This is a genomic window from Pigmentiphaga aceris, assembly GCF_008119665.1.
Taxonomy (GTDB): domain Bacteria; phylum Pseudomonadota; class Gammaproteobacteria; order Burkholderiales; family Burkholderiaceae_B; genus Pigmentiphaga; species Pigmentiphaga aceris.
Map to the genome: position 1 here is coordinate 1,189,556 of NZ_CP043046.1, position 20,253 is coordinate 1,209,808.

Annotated in this window: 12 protein-coding genes; 2 read left to right on the plus strand and 10 right to left on the minus strand. The window is 60.9% G+C overall.

What is annotated here, in order from left to right; translation table 11 throughout:
- Positions 1-17: 17 nt before the first annotated feature.
- Positions 18-1,178, minus strand: coding sequence for an MFS transporter (locus tag FXN63_RS04995; protein WP_187395109.1), 1,161 nt, complete (start codon positions 1,176-1,178; stop codon positions 18-20).
- 149 nt (positions 1,179-1,327) lie between these two features.
- On the opposite strand from FXN63_RS04995, the gene FXN63_RS05000 reads away from it, so the two are divergent.
- A complete protein-coding gene (locus tag FXN63_RS05000; protein ID WP_148813406.1) occupies positions 1,328-2,257 on the plus strand; it encodes a LysR family transcriptional regulator in 930 nt (309 codons plus the stop codon).
- Between the two features lie 50 nt (positions 2,258-2,307).
- On the opposite strand, the gene FXN63_RS05005 is transcribed toward FXN63_RS05000, so the two are convergent.
- Positions 2,308-2,928: a flavin reductase family protein gene (locus FXN63_RS05005; RefSeq protein ID WP_148813408.1), complete on the minus strand. Its 621-nt coding sequence runs from the start codon at positions 2,926-2,928 to the stop codon at positions 2,308-2,310.
- A gap of 2 nt (positions 2,929-2,930) precedes the next feature.
- The gene (locus tag FXN63_RS05010) at positions 2,931-3,866 is read right to left on the minus strand and encodes a carbon-nitrogen hydrolase family protein (RefSeq protein WP_148813410.1); all 936 of its coding nucleotides are present in this window, start codon (positions 3,864-3,866) and stop codon (positions 2,931-2,933) included.
- Between the two features lie 252 nt (positions 3,867-4,118).
- On the opposite strand from FXN63_RS05010, the gene FXN63_RS05015 reads away from it, so the two are divergent.
- Entirely contained in the window at positions 4,119-5,003 is an 885-nt protein-coding gene (locus tag FXN63_RS05015; RefSeq protein ID WP_246165037.1) for an IclR family transcriptional regulator, read from the plus strand.
- 137 nt (positions 5,004-5,140) lie between these two features.
- Here FXN63_RS05015 and FXN63_RS05020 read toward each other — a convergent pair whose 3' ends face one another.
- From FXN63_RS05020 to FXN63_RS05050, 7 genes are all read right to left on the minus strand, one after another.
- On the minus strand, positions 5,141-7,684 hold the full coding sequence (locus tag FXN63_RS05020; RefSeq protein ID WP_148813414.1) for a DUF4214 domain-containing protein: 2,544 nt from the start codon (positions 7,682-7,684) through the stop codon (positions 5,141-5,143).
- A gap of 315 nt (positions 7,685-7,999) precedes the next feature.
- Entirely contained in the window at positions 8,000-10,264 is a 2,265-nt protein-coding gene (locus tag FXN63_RS05025) for a DUF4214 domain-containing protein (RefSeq protein WP_187395110.1), read from the minus strand.
- 263 nt (positions 10,265-10,527) lie between these two features.
- Positions 10,528-13,182: a DUF4214 domain-containing protein gene (locus tag FXN63_RS05030; protein ID WP_148813418.1), complete on the minus strand. Its 2,655-nt coding sequence runs from the start codon at positions 13,180-13,182 to the stop codon at positions 10,528-10,530.
- Positions 13,183-13,521: 339 nt separating this feature from the next.
- A complete protein-coding gene (locus FXN63_RS05035; RefSeq protein WP_148813420.1) occupies positions 13,522-15,522 on the minus strand; it encodes an O-linked N-acetylglucosamine transferase, SPINDLY family protein in 2,001 nt (666 codons plus the stop codon).
- The gene (locus tag FXN63_RS05040; protein ID WP_148813422.1) at positions 15,519-16,457 is read right to left on the minus strand and encodes a UDP-glucuronic acid decarboxylase family protein; all 939 of its coding nucleotides are present in this window, start codon (positions 16,455-16,457) and stop codon (positions 15,519-15,521) included. Before FXN63_RS05040 ends, FXN63_RS05035 begins: the two co-directional genes overlap by 4 nt.
- 248 nt (positions 16,458-16,705) lie before the next feature.
- Positions 16,706-18,649 (minus strand): DUF4214 domain-containing protein, encoded by a 1,944-nt coding sequence (locus FXN63_RS05045; protein WP_148813424.1) that lies wholly within the window; start codon positions 18,647-18,649, stop codon positions 16,706-16,708.
- 524 nt (positions 18,650-19,173) lie between these two features.
- A complete protein-coding gene (locus FXN63_RS05050) occupies positions 19,174-20,016 on the minus strand; it encodes a tetratricopeptide repeat protein (protein WP_187395111.1) in 843 nt (280 codons plus the stop codon).
- Positions 20,017-20,253 lie beyond the last annotated feature (237 nt).

The window sequence follows — 20,253 nt, forward strand, 5'->3', positions numbered from 1 at the left end:
TTCCGCCGCCGGACGCGTCAATGTCGTCTGATCATCAGCGGCAGCATTGCGCACAGCGCGGCGACTGCGCCGACGACAAAGGGCGGGGCGTTCGTGGCACCTGCAACCAGGCCGCCTAGCGGTCCGCCAAACGCGACACCCAGGTCCCAGGCCGAAGTTACTGCACCCAGCGCTGTGGCGCGTTCCCGTGTGGGAGTGGCTTCGCTGACCAGGGTCGCCAGGCACGGATACAGCAGCGACAGGCCGGCACCGGCCAGGATCACGCACTGGAAGGCGAGGGCTGTGGTCACGTTCACCGCCAAGCCGCCGAGTGCAACGGCTTCGATCAGGAAACTGGTCAACAACACTCGTCTCGCGCCGAAACGATCTACCCATGCGCTGCCGATAAAGCGGCACGTGATGAAGGACAGGCCGAACACCGCCAAGACCAGTTGCTGGCCGGGCAATTGCAGGCTGTCGAAGCGAGGTACCAGGAAGGCGGCAATCGTGCCGTAGCTGATGCCTGCTGCAATGTTGGAGGCTCCAGGTAGTTGCGCGGCACGTGGCAGCCAGGAGCGCGGTGCGCGATCGGTGGGGACAGTCGGGTCAATTCCGCGTGGCGTGCGCACGATCAGCAGCCACGCCAGCGCCGGCAACAGGCTGGCGATTATCCACACGCCACGGAATCCGCTTATCCACAATACAGCCGCGCCCAGTACCGGGCCGCCAGCCAATCCACACCACATCGATGCCCCGAACTGGCCGGCAATCCGACCGCGTTGTGTCGGATCAGTATCGGCCAGCACCCAGGCAATAGCAGCAGTGAATAGCGCGCCTTCGCCTGCACCCAGCAGCAGTCGGGCGACGATCAGGGTCGGCAGATCGATGGACAGCAGATGACCGATGCCACCCGCCACGCCCAATACTGAGCCTGCCAGCACGATGCCACGCGGCCCGTGCTGGTCTGCCAGGCGACCGGCAATCGGGCGGGCCAGCATGGCGGCAAGCGAGCCGATGGTCACTGCCAGTCCGGCACCGAATGCAGCAGCACCCATTTGCTGGTGCGCATAGGCAGGCATGACCTGGATCGTCATGCCCATGGCTGCGTAGCCCAGAAAACAGGTAACCCATAGTGGCCAGTAGGGCGCAGCAGCACGTGCGCGATAAGCGTCTGGTGGCAAAGAGACAGATGCCGACATAAATTTACAGAAATGCATATTGATGGCAAAGTCTATGCGCACGATGCAGCATGACGCCATTCGAAAATCTGCATGTCGGACATGCGCAAAACGCATTTTGTGTATGTCGCTCATCGCTATTCGCCCGCTACCCGCCTGAGATTCCCGCCATGAACACCCACGATCTCGAAGCCTTTCTCGCCGTCGTTGAAACCGGCTCCATCGTGGCTGCATCGGCGCGCTTGCACATCACGCAACCAGGGCTCAGTCGTCGTATTCAAAGTCTGGAAGATGCGTTGGGCGTCACCTTGTTCGAGCGTCAGTCCAAACCACTGAAACCGACCGCAGCCGGGCGCGACGCCTACGACTACGGGCGTCGGGTGCTGCGTGCATTGGATGATCTGAAAACGGTGGTGTCGACCGACGACATCCTGGGTGGCGAGTTTCGCTTGGGCATCACCCCTTACCTGTCAGAACTGGCGCTGGACGAACCGCTGAACCGCATGCGTGACGCGTTTCCGTCGTTGACGCCACAGGTGTCACTGGGCTGGCCCGAACAGTTGATCACCCGTGTGCGCCACAGCGAAATCGACGCCGCGGCATTCTGCCTGGCCGAAGGCGCAATGCCGCCTACCGATCTGGAAACCAGTGAGTTGGGCATCGAGCCGGTGTTGTTTGTGGGCGCGCGCGACTTGGCTGTTCCCACACCAACCACCTTGCGTGACTTGTCGGCTTTCCCGTGGATTCTGAATCAGGATGGATGCGGGTTTCGCTGCCTGATGCGGCGTGCTTTTGAAGGCGCACATCTGCCGTTCCGCGTGGGCATCGAAGCGCCGGGATCGGCCATGCGTCTGTCCTTGGCGGCGCGCGGAATGGGCATTGCGATGGTAATGCCCACGGCTTTGGCAGGCAGCCCGGACCGGGATCGACTCAAGGTCATCGTGGCTGAAGATTTTCAGCCACGGGTGCGGGTCTGGGTGGTGCATCGCGCCCCGGCAGGACGCCTGGCGCGACCGCTTGCGCAGTTCAAGACTGCGCTGACCGACACCTTGAGCAACAAGCCCGCCAAGGTGTCGAGGATCGGTCGCGCAGCGGCTTGATCGGTGTGCGTGGGGCTGTCATTTAAAAAAACCGCAGCCCCAGGCACCCCTCACTTCGCCTGATATTCCGGCCTGTCCAACTGGAACATATCCTGCGAGCGCGTATACCAGCCGGCACCATGCATGCGGCCGATCAGGTTCAGCGCGGGCGTGTCCACATGGCAGCGGTCCGCATCCATCACGAAGCGATCGACGATGTGCATGCGTACCACCGTGCCGATCACGATGGTCTGGGCAGGCCCGGTCACCATCGAGCTCAGCACCCGGCATTCCATCGCCACCGGTGCACCCGCAATGCGGGGCGGCCGCACGGCGTCCGACGCAATGCCTGCCAGGCCGGCCAGTTTCAGTTCATCGACTCCATGCGGCGCGGCCACGCAGGTCTGGTTCATGGCCTCTGCCATTTCTTCCGACACCAGGTTGATCACGAATTCACCGGTGGCCAGAATATTGGCGGCCGTGTCCTTGAACTCGCCTGACGCGCTGGGCAGCAGGCCGAGCGCTACCGTTGGCGGGGTGTGACCCATCACATTGAAAAAGCTGTAGGGTGCTGCGTTGATCTCGCCTTTGGCGGAACACGTCGTCACCCAGGCAATCGGACGCGGCGTGACGGTGGCCGTCATCAGCTTGTAGCGCTTGTCCCAGGGCAAATTTTCGAAATCGAACAGCATGATCAGCCTTCCGACGAGGTCGACACAGCAGGCTTGGCGCGCGTGTCCACATTCAGCTTGAAGATGTCTGAACGCGAGTAATGGCCGGCCACATCGAAGTCGAACTTGCCACGCACGATCTGGTCGGGGTCGATGTCTGCGTACAGAATGGTTTCGCCCGAGAAATCCGGCCCGGCCAAGACCTTGCCCAACGGGTCGATGATCGCGCTGCCACCTCGCATCAACACCGTCGCCGGGTCATTGCCCAGCGCGCATTCCACGTCATCGGGATAGGACGCGCGGGTGATGTGCTGGCAAGACGTCAGCACGAAACAGCGGCCTTCCAGCGCAATGTGCTGCATGCTGGGCACCCAGGTGTCGCGGTCGTCGGCGGTGGGCGCGCAGTAGATACCGATGCCTTGGCTGTACATGTACATGCGCAGCATGGGCATGTAGTTTTCCCAGCAGATGACTGCGCCGATGGTGCCCATGGACGTCTTGAACACCGGCATGGTCGAGCCGTCGCCAAAGCCCCAGATCAGGCGCTCGCCAGCGGTTGGCATCAGCTTGCGATGCTTGCCCACCAAGCCGTCTGCGCCATCGAAGAACAACGCGGTGCAGTGCAGCGTGCCGCCATCGCGTTCGATCACCCCGATCACGATGAACATGCCGGTGGCTTTTGCGGCTTCCGCAATCAGTTCAAGTTCCGGGCCGTCCAGGTTCACCGCCGACTTGTAATACGCCAGGTAGGCGTCACGGCCTTCCGGTTTGCGCATGCCGATCGGGCAGCCGAAGGAATCGCCCTTGGGGTATCCGCCGATGAAGGCTTCCGGGAACACCAGCAACTTCGCGCCATTGGCAGCGGCCTGGTTGATCATCTCGACGGCCTTGGCAGCGGATGCCATCGCGTCGGTGGGGAAGGACGCGGCCTGGGCGACGGCGGCTTTGAACTTGCTCATGGGGATCTCCTGGGGGATGGGGGGCGGGGTGATCACCAGGGTGATCGCCTGATCGGAATGCTGTCTGGAGCTGTGCAATACTCATGCCAGTTTTGATAATGCAGTATGAATACAGCATTATCAAATAGTGGTTGCCCCAGTCCGTGCCGATCGATCCGGCGTGTACGATGGCCGCGATCCTTGCGCCTTACCTCGGAAATGCCTGTTTTTCCTGGGTCTGCGCCCACCGTTTTCCTGTTGGAACCTTGCTGCGTGACGACCCGAAAATCCTCCGCGTCGACCAGGACGCCTGCTGCCGCCGCCTCTGCCGATGCACCGAAGCGGCGCAGCAAGGCGCCTTCTGATGAAGCAGCCGTACCCAAAACCCGGCGCGGCATTCAGTCGATCGAAGTCGGCTTTGGCATCCTCGACGCCTTGCGGCTGTCGGGTGGTCCGATCCCGTTGCGGCAGATCGCCGAACGCACGGGTTTGGCCGTCGCCAACATCCACTACTACCTGGTCAGCTTCCAGGCCGTGGGCGTGGTGCGGCAAGACCCGGACACTGGCTTCTACGGCCTGGGGCCGTATGCCCTGCGGCTGGGCATGGCGGCGCTGGAACAGTTCGACGTCTACACCGCGGCTCGCCCCGTGATGGCCGAGCTGGCCGCGAGCCTGGGCCATACGGTGTTCCTGGGCGTGTGGGGCAACCGGGGGCCGACCATCGTGTACCGGATCGAAAGCACACGCGGCCGGCCGATTCTGGAACTGCGGGTGGGCACGGTGCTGCCGCTGCTGAGTTCCGCGCTGGGCCGCAACTTCCTGGCCCACTTGCCGCGGGTCTTGACCGACGCGGCCGTGACGCAAGAGCTGGAGAACACGGCGAGTGCTCCGTTGCTCGACCTGCCAACTTCCGTGGCAGAAGTCGAAAAGATGATCGCGGGCATCAACAAAACCGGCCTGAGCCGCTGCCGCGATGCCCTGCTGCCGCAGTTCACCTCCCTGTCGGCCCCGGTCTTCGACCACCTGGGCGAGATGGTCGCCGCCATCACCATCATGGGCCCGAAGGGCACGCTGGACGACAAGTTGGATGGTGAGACTGCGCAGACCCTGAAAGCGCAGGCAACGCGGATCTCGCGGGAAGCAGGGTGGGTGGGGTGAGACGCGCTGCCCCATGTGCTGGCGTTCTGGTATTGCCGCTTGCCGGAGATCCACGCAAAAAAGCCGGTGTCAGAGAAATTCCGATACCGGCCCTGACTTCACGCCAAGCGGTTCCTCGACCTTTTATGTGTCGCTTGTCAGGCGAAGACGAAGTCCTGCGCGTGCAGCGCACCCGTGATGCCGGTGATTGACACGATCATGTCGGCAGCGGTGATGGCGTCAGTAGCATCATTCAAGACCAGATAACGACCAGCCAGATTGCCGCCGGTAACCGTCACATCGTAGACCCGGGCGGTGGTGTTGGTGGATGCGACACCAGCGCTTGCCGTCTCGATTGCCGCCGCCAGCGTAGTGAAGTCAGCAGGGCTAGCTACCGTCACGGCAGTCACGTTAGCGGTGGTCGCGACGGTAAATCTAATGTCAGCGCCAAACACACCGTCACCGATACCCAGGCGGATCTGGTCGCCAGGGGCACCATCGTTCCCGACAAAATCGGTGATCTTGTCGATGTTGTCGGTGTTGGTGTCAGCCGGACTGAAGGCAAAGCCACGCGTAACCGCAGTCGATTCGATGACAAAGGTGTCGTTCCCGCTACCGCCCGCCAGCGTATCGGCACCCTTGCCGCCCTTCAGGATGTCGGCGTTGTTGCCACCAGTCACCGTCAACTTGCCCGTGAAGGACGTGGCATCGATCGTGATGTTCTGAGCGGTAGGGGCGAGCGTGAGTTTCAGGTCTGCAGCCCCCTTGATGGTCGCCGTCGCGGCTGTGCTCAGATACAAGGTCTGGATGGCATTGGTATTGTCGCCAGTGCCAGACGAGGTGAGGGAGATATTCCCTACTGCCAAAAAACCGCCAGCTGTGAGCGACCCTTCCCTGGTCGTTGCACTCGCATTGTTCAGCGTTACGTCCGCCGTGGTGGTAGGGCTCACACCTTGAAGCTGCACCTCGTTGACGTCCGAGCTGGTGTCGATGTGAAACGACATCGTGTCCTGCACGTTCTGGAACTGGGTAATTCCTGTGTTGGCCACCAGAAACTCTTTCATCGAGGTGACTTGGCCAACGTCGAGAATCGTCGAGGCAACGTCTACCGCCAGCACTTCGAAGTGCGTGACGGCATTGATCAAGGCGTAGTTTGGCGTTGCACTACCCATCTTGAGCGTATCGCGCCCAGCGCCACCATCGACGACTGCCCCTGCTATCGGCGCGTGAGTCAAGGTAAGGGTGTCATCGCCGTCGCCCAGGTTTACCTTCGACGTGGCCGACAGCGCGCTGTTCCTGATCGTGACAACGTCGTTGCCGCCACCTGTATTCAGCACACTGATGCTGGCACCGTTCGCGGTGATGGTGTCTGTGCCTGCACCCGTATTGATCGTCACGGAATTTGGCACCGTGTTGATGCTGATCAGCTTGATGCCGCCATCACCGGCGGTGACTTGCGACACGCCCAGCAGGTCCCGACCTGTGAAGTCCACGGACCCGCTACCAGTGACGGTCAGATTCGTCATGGTGGCGGCGTCCAGGTTAACAATCGTCAGCTTGTTGTCGCCCGTGGCTGCTACCGTGAGGCTGGTGATGGTGTCGCTGGTGAAGACGCCGCGGTCAAAGGTCACATAAGCATCCTCCATCACGATGTTGTGTGTGGTGGCTTTTGCGCCTCTGCTGAAGAGGTTTGAGGCGAGATCGACCGTGATCGGGCTGCCCACTGCACCGACCTTGCTCATCGTCAGCGACAAGGCAGTCGCCGTGGAACCTTCGAAAGCGGCATTCTTGGTCTGATTGCTGACCGACAGCGCAGCGTTGCCGACGTTGGTGATGGTGTGCGCGATGGTGCTGCCGTCGAAGCCCACGTCGGTGAAGCCGCTGGAGTTGTTCAAATTGAAGCTGTCGTCGGCTCCTGTGAGGGCAGTCACCCGGATGACTTCGATATTCTTCAGCGTGGGCGTGAAGACACCGCTGCCGTGATAGGTATTCAGCGTGATGCGCACGGTATCTCGGCCAGCGCCGCCATCGAGCCTGTCTGCCATGTCCAGGGTCTGATTGCCGCTGTCCAGGCTGGCATCGAAGGTGTCGTCGCCACCATTGCCTGTGAAGTTATCTGTGCCAGTGGTCAAGCGATACGTCTGACCGACCGGGGTCGGAGCCGGCGGGCTTGGTATGACCGGCGTCATCAGGTTGGCAATCAGCTGCTTGGCTACAACCAGATCATTGCCTTGCTGGGTCACCGCGTAGTCCAGTCCCACCACCACTTTCTTGCCGAACAGGTCGCGGTCGGCAACGGTTTGCGCATACTGGGCGTCGGTCAGGTCAACCGGCTTGGTGGGCAGCGGGGTGCTGACGAGTTCAATGATCTTGGACACCAGCAGCGCCTTGGCGGTGGCCGGATTGTCCTGAGTTGCCGTGTTCAGAACCCCCGTCCAGAACGCCAGCCCGCCTGCGTCGGCGGCGCGGCCGAACACCGTCTGGTAGAAGGCCGCGACGAATTGTTCCTGCGTCTGCGTATCGGTATAGATGCTGCGCGCTTCCGGGCTGGTCAGGAAGGCGGCCGTAACACTGATGGGCGACACACCATTGACTAGTGCATCAGACCAGAACTTGAAGCCGTCGGCGTCGGGCGCGCGGTTGAACAAGGCGATATAAAGCGCGGAGATCGCGTTCTGCTGGGCGGTGGTAGCTGTGGCCATGGATGATTGAATGCCGCAAATGAGATTTGAAAATCTGCGAGCAGGTATCGGGCTTTGCCGATCGGTATCAAACTTTGCTGGCAGGGCGAAAAATATGCTTAACCGCTACTGTTAACGGCATGAAACAGCAGATCTTTAGATTCCTGTAAGTAAATGGCGGAACTGCTGACCCGGCGCTCGCGTCTTGGCCAACGTTTCGTGTGTGTTGTCCTGAATGAAAAACGCCCCGACAGCAGGACATGTGTCCGACTGTCGGGGCGGCGTTTGGCTTGGCTGAATCAGCAGCGTGATGCTGCTAGTAGTATGCCGCGCGGATCAACTAGGAAACGCCCACGCCACAATGTCAGTGAAACTGATGCTGCCTGCATTGACACCCGTCAGCTCGATGACGTTCGTATATCCAATGCCGTTTACGTCGGTCACCAGGTAGGCACTGCCCCCGGTGACTTGGCCTACGTAATACTTGATGTTGCCGGTCAAGGCGTTATCTGCAGCTGTCAGCAAGTCGGTCAGGGACGCCGCCGATCCAGCGCCGGCGTTCAGGAAGTTGCTCGAGCTTCCTGCTGCGCCTGTACCGGCCGCAATCTTGTCGGTCCCGGGCAGGAAATCAGTGATGATCGCCGTCTCGGCGCTGACGGCCGTATCTACATCCAGGGTGCTGAAGACAAAGGTGTCGGCCCCGAGTCCCCCGGTGAGTTTGTCGGCCCCGATAGAAGGCAGCGTTGCTGCGGCACCTTGTGTGGTCACGACGACCGTTGCTGCGCTGGCAGCCGTTCCCGAAGTCGTCAGGTCGGTTTCGGGGCCACTGAATTGCGCGGTGAACGTGAGGCTGTCGCTGCTTGTACTGGTTGTACCGTAGCCTGTGAGTGTGCCGTTGAAAGGAGCACCGGGGGTCGCTCCAGATACAAGGTCCTTCCACATATTTACCAGCTGCGTTCGCGTCGTGCCGCCGCTCGACGTGAAGGTGAGACCCGCAATGCTGAATGTCTCGCCATCAAGCAAGTCTCTGGTGAAAGTCACGGTCGCGATCTCTTTGATGGCGGCCGTGCCCGGGTCACTGTGTATGACCGAGCCCGTGATGATGATGTCATCGCCATCGCCTGCATCGATCTCGGCACCGCGTATGGAGCCGTGCGACAAGGTGATCTTGTCGTTGCCTGCACCCAGGTTGACCCGGGCGGTGGCCGACAGTCCGGCAGTGTTCAGGGTGACGATGTCATTGCCCGCCCCGGTGTTCAGCGTCTTGATGCTGGCACCGTTTGCGGTGATGGTGTCGATGCCCGCACCCGTAGTGATGTCCAGCACATTGGCGGTGGCATTCACGCTGACGAACGTCACGCCGCCATCACCGGCGGTGAAGGTCTTCAGTGCCGACAAGAAGGTGCGCGAGAACTCGACTGAGCCTGTGCCAGTCACCGTCAGGGTTTGAACGGCGGCGGCATCAGCGTTCGACAGTTGGAGCTTGTTGGTGTTGGTGGCGGCAACCGTGATGGTGGTGACGTCCGCGCTGCGGGTGGTTTCGTTCAAAGCCACAAAAGCATTGTCGGCGGTGATGTTGTGTGCTGTGGCCTGTGCAGCCACGGTTTCGGCCAGGTTGACGCCTATGCTCGCACCCGTGGTGCCTACATTCTTCAGGGTCAACGACAAGGTCGTTGCGGTTGAGCCGCTGAAATTCACATTCCGCGTCAGATCCGAGACAGACAGGGCGGCATTGCCGACGTTGAGGATGCGGTTGTTTCCACTGTCACTGCTGATGAATCCGACGTGGGTGACACCGGTGGATGCGCCCAGGTCGATCCGCGCGCCGGAGCCGGTGCTGGCCACGTTGATGATTTCGATATTGCGCAGCGTGGGCGTGACGGTGCCGCTGTTTGACAGAAAAATGTTCAGGGTGTCGGTGCCGGCACCGCCGTCGAGCACATCAGCATTCTGCAAGGTGCCCGCGGCCGAATTGAACGTGTCATTACCGGCCGTGCCGGTGATCGCGTCGTCTTGCGCGGTCAGGGTGTAGGTCTGGCCCGCGACCGGCACTACCGGGTCGTTGGGCGTGCTGGCTGGCGGTGCCACGGCATCGATGAGCGCCTGCCTGGCAAGGCCCAGATCCGTGCCTTGTTGCGTCACGGCGAAGGTGATGCCGGCGACGACCTTCTTGCTGAACGTGTCACGATCCTTGACCGTTTCCGCGTATTGCGCGTCCGTGATGTCAGCGGGCTTGGTGGCCAGCGGGTCGCTGACGATGTCGATGATCTTCTCGGTGATCAAGGCCTTGGCGGCCTGCGACTCCACACCACCTGCTTCCCTCAGCACATCGGTCCAGAAGCGCAGGCCGCCTGCATCGGGCAAGCGGCCAAATACAGTCTGATAAAACGTCGTCACGAACTGGTCGGCGGTTTGTGTCGCAGGATAGATGGCCTGTGATTCAGCGCTGGAAAAAATGCTGCCGGTGATCGTACCGAGGGACACACCATCGGCCAGTGCCTGAGCCCAGAACTGCAGGCCTTGTGCATCGGGCGCACGGTTGAACAGACCAACGTACAGACGGGTGATTGCTTCTTGGTGGGCAGGGGTGATCGTCGCCATGGCTGCTGAAAATCCGGTGATGAGTAGAGATGTGCCGAGCACGGTGCCGTGGGGCGCAGAACGCATGCGCACCCGTAGAGGCTGCACGCCGGCAGAAAATGGGAGACCTATCTCGATGGATTCTCCCTGATCTATCCAACGGATGTGTCTGGCAGCCGGCCGCCAAATAAAAAGCAGGCATCGCGGTGAACGCGATGCCTGCTTTTGTCTATCCAGATTGCCTGCTGCTCGACGCTGGACCCAGCGCAGGAAATCCAAAGGTGTCAGGAAACCGTGATGAAGTCCGCAATGATGTCGCTGGCATTGAGGCTGTCCAAGGTGACGCCCGTCAGTTGAATGATATTGGTGCGACCGACACCATTGAGGTCCGTCACCAGATAGGCCGCTTCGCCAGTGATCTGACCGAGGTAATACCTGACGGTACCGTTCAACGTCGCGCTGGCATCTGCCAGCAAGGTGGCGAAGTCAGCCACGGTAGCGCCGGCTTTCACGAAGTTCACGTTCAGCACGGCATCACCACCGGCCCGCACCGCGATCTTGTCGATGCCGGTCTGGAAGTCGGTGATGATTGCCGTGCGCCAGTCCGTGGAGACGTCCGTGGCGCTGGCACCGAAGAAGAAGCGATCGGCACCTGCGCCGCCGCTCAAGGTGTCGGTGGCATTCAACGAGGTGGTACCGGTGATGAAGGTGTCATCGCCCTCGCCGCCGTCCACGACCGCCCCGAGGGTGGCGCTGTTGCTCAGGGTGATGGTGTCGTTGCCAGCCCCCAGGTTGATCCGGGCCGTTGCCGACAGCGTACCGCTCACGGTGATGGTGTCGTTGCCCGAGCCGCCGTTCAAGGTCGTGAGGAGCGTGCCGCTGGCCTTCAGCGTCAGCGCGCCGCTGCCGGTGTCGTTGAGGGTGGTCAGGGCCGTGAGCGTGCGCCCCGAGAGGTCGATCGCCCCGGCACCGCTCACGGTCAGGGTCTGTACGCTGGCGGCATCGGCGCTCGACAGCATGAGCTTGTTGGTGCCGGTGGCCGCCACGCTGACCGCGGTCACGGCCGCGCTCTGGATGGTTTCGAACAGCCGCACGTAGGAGTTTTCGATGACGATGTCATGCGAGGTCGCCAGCGCAGCGGTTTCGGCCGCCAAATGGATGCTGCTGTTGACGTTTGTCGAGCCGACGTTCTTCAGGGTCAGCGACAAGGCCGTTGCGGTGGAGCCGCTGAAGCGCGCGCCACCCGACTGGTCGGTGACCGACAGGGCGGCGTTGCCCACGTTGATGAAGCCGATCTCGTTGGTGAAGTTGGCGCTGTTACCCACGAAGCCTACTTGCGTGATGCCGGTCGACCCGCCCAGGTCGATGACCGCCGAACCGTCGATGCCGGTCAGGTTGACGATCTCGATGTTGCGAAGGGTCGGCCGGAAGCTGCCGCTGCCGTTTGCCGTGATGTTCAGCGTGTCGGTACCCATACCGCCGTCGATCGTGGCGTCGGTGGCCTGGGCCAGGTTGATGATGTCGTTGCCGTCGCCCAGATTCACGGTTGCGCCAGATGCGAGCGCGCCGGTATTCAAGGTGACCACATCATTGCCTGCACCGGTGTTCAGCGTATTGATGCTGGCACCGTTGGCCGTGATGGTGTCGATCCCTGCGCCGGTGTTGATGCTCAGTGCGTTGGCGGTGGCATTGGTGCTGTTGAGCGTGACGCCGCCATCACCTGCGGTGACGGAGGTCAGCGCCGACAGTTGCTGTCCCGAGAAGTTGACCGAACCCGTGCCCGTTACTGTCAGCGTCTGAACGGTAGAAGCATCGTTCCCCGAGAGCGCGAGTGAGTTGTTGCCGGTGGCGGCCACGGTCACGCCTGTCGATGCGCCGGTCCCTGTGCGGTTGAGATTCACGTGGGCACTGTCCGTCGTGATCGTGTAGCTGGTGGCTGCGGCCTCGGACAGGTTCACGGTAGTTCGGTTTGCGTCCCCGCCCACCGTCTTGAAACTCATGGACAGGGCAGTTGCTGTGGAATCTTGGAATCTTGCTTGCTGATTCTGATTGGTAACCGACAAGGCCGCGTTGCCGACGCCTCGAACGGTGCCAGCGCTGGTGCTGTTGACAAACCCAACGTGGGTGATGCCGGTCGACCCGCCCAAGTCGGTGGAGGCCCCGGAACTGCCGGAGGTCACGTTGACGATCTCGATGTTGCTCAGGGTCGGCCGGATCTGGCTGCAGAACGCGGTGAAGATGTTCAGTGTGTCGGTGCCGGCTCCGCCGTCGAGCACGTCGGCGCTTTGCAGCGTACCGGCAGCGGCATTGAACGTGTCATCGCCGGCGGTACCGGTGAGCCGGTCGTCATTCGTGGTCAGGGTGTAGGTCTGCCCGACGACCGGTGCTACCGGTTCGCTGGGCGTCGTCGCGGGTGGCGGGGCCACGGCATCGACCAAGGCCTGCTTGGCCTGGCCCAGATCCGTGCCTTGCTGCTCGACTGCGAATTTGAGGCCGGCCGCGACTTTCTTGCTGAAAATGGTTCGATCGCTGACGGTTTCTGCGAACTGCGTGTCGGTGATGTTGGTCGGCTTGGTGTCCAGGGTGGTGCTGACGATTTCGATGATCTTCTCGGTGAGCAAGGCTCGGGCTTCCTGAGACGTCACACCACCCGCTTCCTGCAGCACACCCGTCCAGAAACGCAGGCCCTCTGTGTCGGGTACGCGGCCGAACACCGTTTGATAAAAGGCGGTCACGAACTGGTCGGCGGTCTGCGTGGCCGGGTAGATGGTTTGTGCCTCAGGGCTGGTGAAGATCGTGCCGGCAAGCGAACCGAGCGACGCGCCATCGGCCAGGGCCTGGGCCCAGAATTGCAGGCCTTGCGCATCGGGCGCGCGATTGAACAGTCCGACATATAGCCGGGTAATCAAATCTTGATGAGTGGGAGTAATGGTAGCCATTTCTGTTTAAAGTCCGATGCCAAGTATTGAAATACTTCGGAAAGTATTGAAATTTCGCGCGGCTGTGCGAAAAGCAGCGAAGAAAGAGGGTTTCTTGGAGCAGATACAAATGTAACTTGATTAATGAGGGACTTGGCAAGGGGTTTATAAGGTCTTGGGAAATATCGAGATATTCATATACGCGTTGACGCAATCCTATTGTCAAGCTGCCATGCTTTGGGCCGCCGGATGAGCTGAAATCTGCCGATCTACTGGCATAAAAAAAGCTGGCGCTGGAATCAGTCCAGCGCCAGCCTCCTGGCTGTTTCAAACCCGCCCGTGTCCAGGTGTGTGGATCACTCAGGGTATGTGCTTCTCCACCCACTGCGCCCAAATGTCTCGGAAGGTTTGCTCCACATCCCGCGCAAACCGCGTCGTATCCATCAAGGCCGAGGCCAGCACCTGTTCTCGCAGCTCACCCGCTCGCAGACGCCCCAGCGTGGCGCGATCCGCCGCATGCGACACCGCCAGCTGCACAAAATGATCTGCATCGTCGGCAATCCAGTCCGACAGGCCCGCGTTCATCAGCAGGGTGTCGGCCATGCGCGACATGAAGCGGCCGCCGCGCAGGCTCAACACTGGCACGCTCATGTACAAGGCTTCCAGGCTGGTCGTGCCCCCGGTGTAGGGGAAGGGGTCCAATGCGATGTCGACGCGGTTGTAGGCGGCCAGCAAGTCTGCTCTTGGTGACGGGCCTTCCAGGATCAGGCGCTCGGCACCTATGCCGTATGCAGCATAGCGTGCCAGCGTGTGCTGGATCACCGCCGGTTCCTGGAACTGCGGGTTCTTCATGAACAGCCTGCTGCCGGGCACCGCATGCAGCACGCGCGCCCACAGGGCGACCACCACATCGGTCATCTTGGCCGGATTGTTGAAGTTGCCGAAGGTCACGTGGCCCAGCGTGGCCGACGGGGCACCGGTCAGGGCCACGGCGTTTGCCGGCCGCGACAGATGCACGTAGCTGTCGGGCATGCGCCATATTTTTTCAACCAGGTCAGACGCAGCATGTTCCGGGGCCATGTAGCGGTCCGAAATCACCCAGTCGATTTCCTGCAGGCCGGTCGTACCCAGATAACCCAGCCAGCTTGCCTGCACCGGCGCGGCCTTCCAGGTAAAGAGCGGCAACCGGTGCTGGTCGCTGTGGCCTGACAGGTCAACCAGAATATGAATGCCGTCGTCGTGAATGCGGCGTGCAGCCTGTTCGTCGTCCAGCGCAGCAATGTCGCACCAGGCGGAAAAGTGCGGTTTCATGCGCTGCGTCAGTTCGTCTTCGCGGATCTGGTTTGCATAGGCAAACAATTCAATGCCGCTTGCCGCCATTGCAGGGATCACGTCGTCCAGGAAGTACCCGACCGGGTGATTGCGCAAGTCTCCCGACACCAGGCCTACCCGCAGGCGTGCAGGCTGCGCCTCGCAGTGCCAGGTGGAATAGGCGCGATGGCCGCGCTGCTTGAATTGGACTCGCAGTTGTTCGCCATACTGCGTGGCCTGTGCCAGCAGGCTGGGGCCGTCGCTGTGCGCCGCGTAATTCAGCAGGAAGAGCAAGCTGCTGCGCACTTCCGTCTGTTCAGGGGCCAGCGTCAACACCTGCTCGTACAGCGCCAGTTGTTCATCGGGCCGACCCAGGTAGCCCACGACGTTGGCCAGCAGGCGCAGCAGACCAACATGCTGAGGCACATGCACCAACACCTGCCGCACCAAGCGTTCGGCATCCACATAACGGCCCATGCGCTGCAACAAGGTGGCCTTGGCTTCCAGCAGTTCGACTGGCTGATAGCCGATTTTTTCCAGCGCGTTGATCAGTGCTGCGGCCTCGCCAATCTTGCCTTGCTGAACCAGGGCGGCGACCAGATTGGCTTTCAGTTCCGGGGCGTCCGGTGCCAGCGCAAGCCCCTTGCGCAGCCAGGTCTCGGCTTCCTGAAAGCGCCGTGCGTGGTTCAGGTTGCTGCCGATATTGACGAACACACTATGCAGGGTGGGAGCCAGGCGAAGCAGTTCCTGATAGGCCGTGTGCGCGTCGGTATGCCGGTGAAGGTGGCTCAGGACCAAGGCGCGCTGGTTCCAGGCATCCAGGTCATCAGGGCGCGCTGCGCAGGCGGCTTCCAGCCAGGGCAGGGCCTCGGCATCGCGTCCGGCCATCAGCAACAACTGGCCGACGGGTTGCAGCAGGGCAGGGTGGCGGCCATGCGTGGCAAGCTGGGCTTGCGCCAGTTGCAAGGCTGCGTCGGTTCCCTGGTGCTGCGCACATTGCCACAGTGCGTCGACGTCGGGTTGCTGCGCTTGATGGGTAGTTTGATTCACGAGTTCAAGACCTTGCGGAAATACGCGATGGTTTCTTTCAAGCCGTCTTCCAGACTGACCTTGGGTTCCCAGGCCAGGGCAGACTTGGCTTTGCTGATGTCAGGTTGACGCTGCGCCGGGTCATCCTGGGGCAAGGGATGCATGATCAGCCCGCTGCGTGAATCGGTCAGGCGCAATACGGTCTCTGCCAATTCGCGGATGGTGAATTCACTTGGGTTACCCAAGTTGATCGGCCCGATCTCGGCATCTTGATCCATCATCTTGATCAAACCTTCGATCAAATCATCGACATAACAAAATGCACGGCTTTGGCTGCCGTCGCCATACAAGGTGATCGGTTCACCCTTCAAGGCCTGCACAATGAAATTGCTGACCACGCGCCCATCGTTGGGATGCATGCGCGGGCCGTAGGTATTGAATATGCGCGCGACCCGAATATCGACGCCGGCCTGCTGGTGATAATCGAAAAATAAGGTTTCGGCGCAACGCTTGCCCTCGTCATAACACGCACGCGGGCCAATGGGGTTCACATTGCCCCAATACCCTTCCGGTTGCGGATGCACTTGCGGATCGCCATACACCTCACTGGTGGACGCCTGCAGAATGCGCGCGTGTCGCCGCTTGGCCAGCCCCAGCATATTGATGGCACCGACGACCGAGGTCTTGGTCGTGGCGATCGGGTCGTTCTGATAATGAATTGGGCTGGCAGGGCAGGCCAGGTTGAAGATGCGATCCACTTCCACATACAGCGGCATGCACACATCGTGGCGAATCAGCTCGAAGCGCTTGTGGTCCAACAGGTGCCGGATGTTGTCCTTGGCACCGGTGTAGAAGTTGTCCAGGCACAGCACTTCGTAGCCGTCGGCGATCAGGCGGTCGCACAGGTGCGAGCCCAGGAAACCGGCGCCGCCGGTGACCAATGTCGTTGGTGTCATTGCAGTCTCAGTCCGCGGTCGGGAAAGCCACCTCCGGGGCATGCCGGATAGTCGTCGCGGTGAACGACCGGCACCGGTACGGGCGCACGGACTCTAGCATTGAAGTTGGCTGTCTAGCGAGGGTGAGGCGTGTCTTGGCAACAGCGTATTAAACAAAGGGCCGGATCTGAGGCAGTCGCCAGATCCGGCCCTCGACGCCATTGTCGGGCTCAGCACGCAAGCCCTTGATGGGTCATCTTCCTACGCGTTCATACGGGCAGATATGCGACTTGCCCCTGCATGTCCGTCGCCACGATCCCGGCCAGCGAGACGCCCTCGAGCTTGATGACGTTGGTGTAGCCCGCCGTCTGGAAGTCGGTCACCAGGTAGGCGTCCGTGCCGAATTGGCCGACGTAGTACAGCGTGGTGCCCGACAGTGCTGCCGTTGCCTCGACCAGCAGGGCTTCGAGCGAGGTCGAGATGGTGCTGGCCTTCTTGAAAGTGTCTTCTGAAGCAAGGTAAGCGGTGTTATTGCTTTGCACCTCGATCTTGTCTTCGCCCGTCTTGAAGTCCGTGATGACTGCCGTCACCTTGCCCGCCGTCGTTCCCACGATTTCCGTCCGGAATACATAGGTGTCGGTACCAGCACCACCAGTCAGTGTGGTGACCGAGCCGCCCTCACCGTTTACCGCGTGCGTGACCGCGTTCATCACAAATGTATCGTCGCCGTCACCGCCATAGATACGAGCGCCTTCGACTGCACCCTGGGTCAGGTAGATGGTGTCGTCACCGGCTCCCAGATTCACCACGGCAGTGGCCGACAACGCGCCGTCCAGATAGACGTAGTCATTACCTGCGCCGGTGTTCAAGGACACGATGCTGGCGGCATTCGCTTCGATGTCGTCCTGTCCTGCCCCGGTGGAAATGGTCAGGCTGGAAGCGGTCTGGTTGTTGCTGGAGAAGTTGACGCCGCCATCGCCGGCGGTGAACGTGGTCAGCGCCGTCAGTGAATCGCCGCCGAACGAAACCGAGCCTGAGCCCGACACGGTGATGGTTTGGATGGCGGCGACATCGGTCTCCGACAACACCAGTCGATTCGTGCCGGTGGCAGCAACGCTCACCTCCGTGACGGCCGGGCTGTCCGCACCGTCGATAATCCGCACAGATGAATCGGTGGTGACGATGTTGTGCTTGGTGTACGTGGCGTTGTAGCCCAGGCTGATGCTTGTTTCCGAGGGAATAAGGAGCAACGCCATTCTGTCGACGGATGGGTTCGTACCGACGTTGTTCAGGTTCAGTGACAACTCCGTCGCGGTGCCGCCGTTGAATGATACGTTGGCAGTCTGGTTCGCCACGGACAAGGCTGCGTCGCCCACATTGTTGATGGTCACGTCGTAGTCGCTGTTGGCGACGTTGATGTGGGTGACCCCCGACGCTCTTTCGAGGTTCAGATAGCTGTAACCGAGCGAGCGGACATTCACGGTTTCAATGTTGCGCAGCGTCGGTGAGGGGTACGTGCAGCTGGCCAATTCGACATTCAGCGTGTCTTTGCCCTCGCCGCCGTCCAGGATGTCTCCGGTGTTCAAGGTGATGAGCCCGTTGGCAAGCGGCGCGTTGAATGTGTCGTTGCCCGCGCCGCCGTTCAGCGTTTCGTCCGCGGTCGTCAAGTCGAATACCTTCCCGGCCGGCTGGGTCGGAGCAGGTGTAGTCACCGGGATCAGCGCCTGCTTGGCGGCGTTTATGTCGTTGCTGTTGGATTCCAGGAACTTGGTGGCGGCGACATTCTTGGTGCCGAAGGTGCCGCGATCCTTGACCGTCTCGGCATATTGCGCGTCGCTCAGGTCGGCGGGCTTTTCCGGAAGCGGGGTGGTGACGATCTCGATAATCTTCGATACCAGCAGCGCCTTGGCGGCGGGCGACTCCGGGCCGCCGGCGGCGTCCAATTCCCTGGTCCAGAACTCCAGCCCGTCTGCATCGGGTGCCCGACCGAACACGGATTGGTAGAACGCCGTCACGAACTGCTCGGCATTTTGCGAGGTCGGGTAGATCGTGGCCGCCTCGGTGCTACGGACAAAATCGACCGAGATGTCGTCAAGCGTGGCGCCGCGGTCCAGCGCGCTCGTCCAGAACGCGAAACCCTCGGCATCAGGGGCACGGTTGAACAATGCAATGTACAAGTTGACTAGCGCTGCTTGCTGGGCGGGAGTTGCCATGTGTAGAGTTCCGATGTGACGATCGAGAGGCTCGTGTCAGCACGAGCGGGATGGGTGGATGCGAATATATGCGCGTTGACGGCTCATCCGTGTGATGGCTGTCACAGTCGGTGCCAGAGTTGGGCGAATAATACAAATGAATGAGGTGTTGGCTGATTATTCAGGAGGGCCGTCAAATAAAGATGCAGACATGGAATGACCAGGCTGGCATAGTGCTGGCCCCTGATTGGAATCAAGGGAAAAATCGTGCGCTCTTGTCCATCTGTATACTAATAAATCAATATTTTTCTATGTTTATCAATATATTTGGCAGGGTTTTCCCAGCCCTTGCCGTGATGGTCTTGGCGTGAGCACGGTGCAGAACTTTCTGATGGAATGCGAAGAGAAATTAATCCCTTGACTATGCCAAGGGTTATGGGCAGGAAATAGGCTTGGATTTCCGTGTCAGCATTAAAAAAACCACCCGAAGGTGGTTTTTGTCGATGAGGCCGTGTTGCAGCACGCAGTCTGGGCTGCCGCAATGCTCAGTTCAAAATTGTCGACAACTTCCGTCGTGTCTGCGACACCAGCTCCGGCTGCGCCGAGGCCTGACCAAACACTGCAACCAAAGTCTTGCGGCCAATATCGTCTTCAAACGTCCGGTCGCGGCGCACGATTTCCAGCAGTTCTTCCATAGCACCCGCCCACGCACGGCGAGCAATGCGCAGGTTCGCCAATTCCAAGCGCGCTTGCAGATTCGCCGGGTCTTGTTCAATGCGCGCCACCAATGCATCTTCTTCCGGCAACTCCAGCGCCTTGGCGCGCGCAGCCAGAATGGTGGCCAGCGAGGCATGACGCGGGTCGGCCTGGCCGACCGGGGTAATGCGGTCGAACTGGGCTTGGGCGTCTTCGCTGCGATCAGTGGAAATCAGCACTTCCACATAGTCGAAACGGGCGTCGTCAAATTTCGGGTCCAGCACCAGCGCGGCCTTCAGGTGTTTCTCGGCGGTTTCCAGGTCACCCGCCTGGCGCGCCTGCAAGGCGGCGTTATAGGCTTCTTCGATCGGGCTGGGCAATTGGCGTTCGATGAATTCGCGGGCTTGCGCGTCATTGACCGCGCCGCTCAGCGAATCCACAGGCTGGGTGTTCACGAAGGCGATCACGAAGGGCAGGCTGCGCAGCTGGAAGTGCTGGACCAGTTCCGGGTTGTTGTCGGCGTCGACGCGGGTCAGCTTGAAGCGGCCCTGGTGTTCGCGCTCCAGCTTGGCGAAGCTTTGTGCAAGTTGCTGGCAGGCGGCCGAGCGGGCCGACCAGAACTGGACGATGACCGGCAATTCGCGTGAGGCCAGAAGGACTTCGCGTTCGAAATTGGCTAGGGTGACGTCCATGTGGCGGAATTCCTTTGAGTTCGTTGTAAGCGTGGGCCAGGCAGACGGCCAAACTTCAGGGGTGGGGACGTCCGGGCCGGTTTCAAGCGATTGTCGTACAGGCTGGCCGCCTTGTGTGGCGCATCGTTCACGGAGGAACCCGCCAAGGCAGGTAAAATGCCCGGTTTTCCAGCGGTGTTCCCCGTGTGCATGGGGATGAACCCTGGCCAACGCGACGCCCTTGGCGGCCATGCGACC

Coding starts and splice junctions, on each gene's coding strand:
- FXN63_RS04995 (WP_187395109.1), bottom strand. CDS start 1,178: ATGTCGGCATCTGTCTCTTTGCCACCAGACGCTTATCGCGCACGTGCT.
- FXN63_RS05000 (WP_148813406.1), top strand. CDS start 1,328: ATGAACACCCACGATCTCGAAGCCTTTCTCGCCGTCGTTGAAACCGGC.
- FXN63_RS05005 (WP_148813408.1), bottom strand. CDS start 2,928: ATGCTGTTCGATTTCGAAAATTTGCCCTGGGACAAGCGCTACAAGCTG.
- FXN63_RS05010 (WP_148813410.1), bottom strand. CDS start 3,866: ATGAGCAAGTTCAAAGCCGCCGTCGCCCAGGCCGCGTCCTTCCCCACC.
- FXN63_RS05020 (WP_148813414.1), bottom strand. CDS start 7,684: ATGGCCACAGCTACCACCGCCCAGCAGAACGCGATCTCCGCGCTTTAT.
- FXN63_RS05025 (WP_187395110.1), bottom strand. CDS start 10,264: ATGGCGACGATCACCCCTGCCCACCAAGAAGCAATCACCCGTCTGTAC.
- FXN63_RS05030 (WP_148813418.1), bottom strand. CDS start 13,182: ATGGCTACCATTACTCCCACTCATCAAGATTTGATTACCCGGCTATAT.
- FXN63_RS05040 (WP_148813422.1), bottom strand. CDS start 16,457: ATGACACCAACGACATTGGTCACCGGCGGCGCCGGTTTCCTGGGCTCG.
- FXN63_RS05045 (WP_148813424.1), bottom strand. CDS start 18,649: ATGGCAACTCCCGCCCAGCAAGCAGCGCTAGTCAACTTGTACATTGCA.
- FXN63_RS05050 (WP_187395111.1), bottom strand. CDS start 20,016: ATGGACGTCACCCTAGCCAATTTCGAACGCGAAGTCCTTCTGGCCTCA.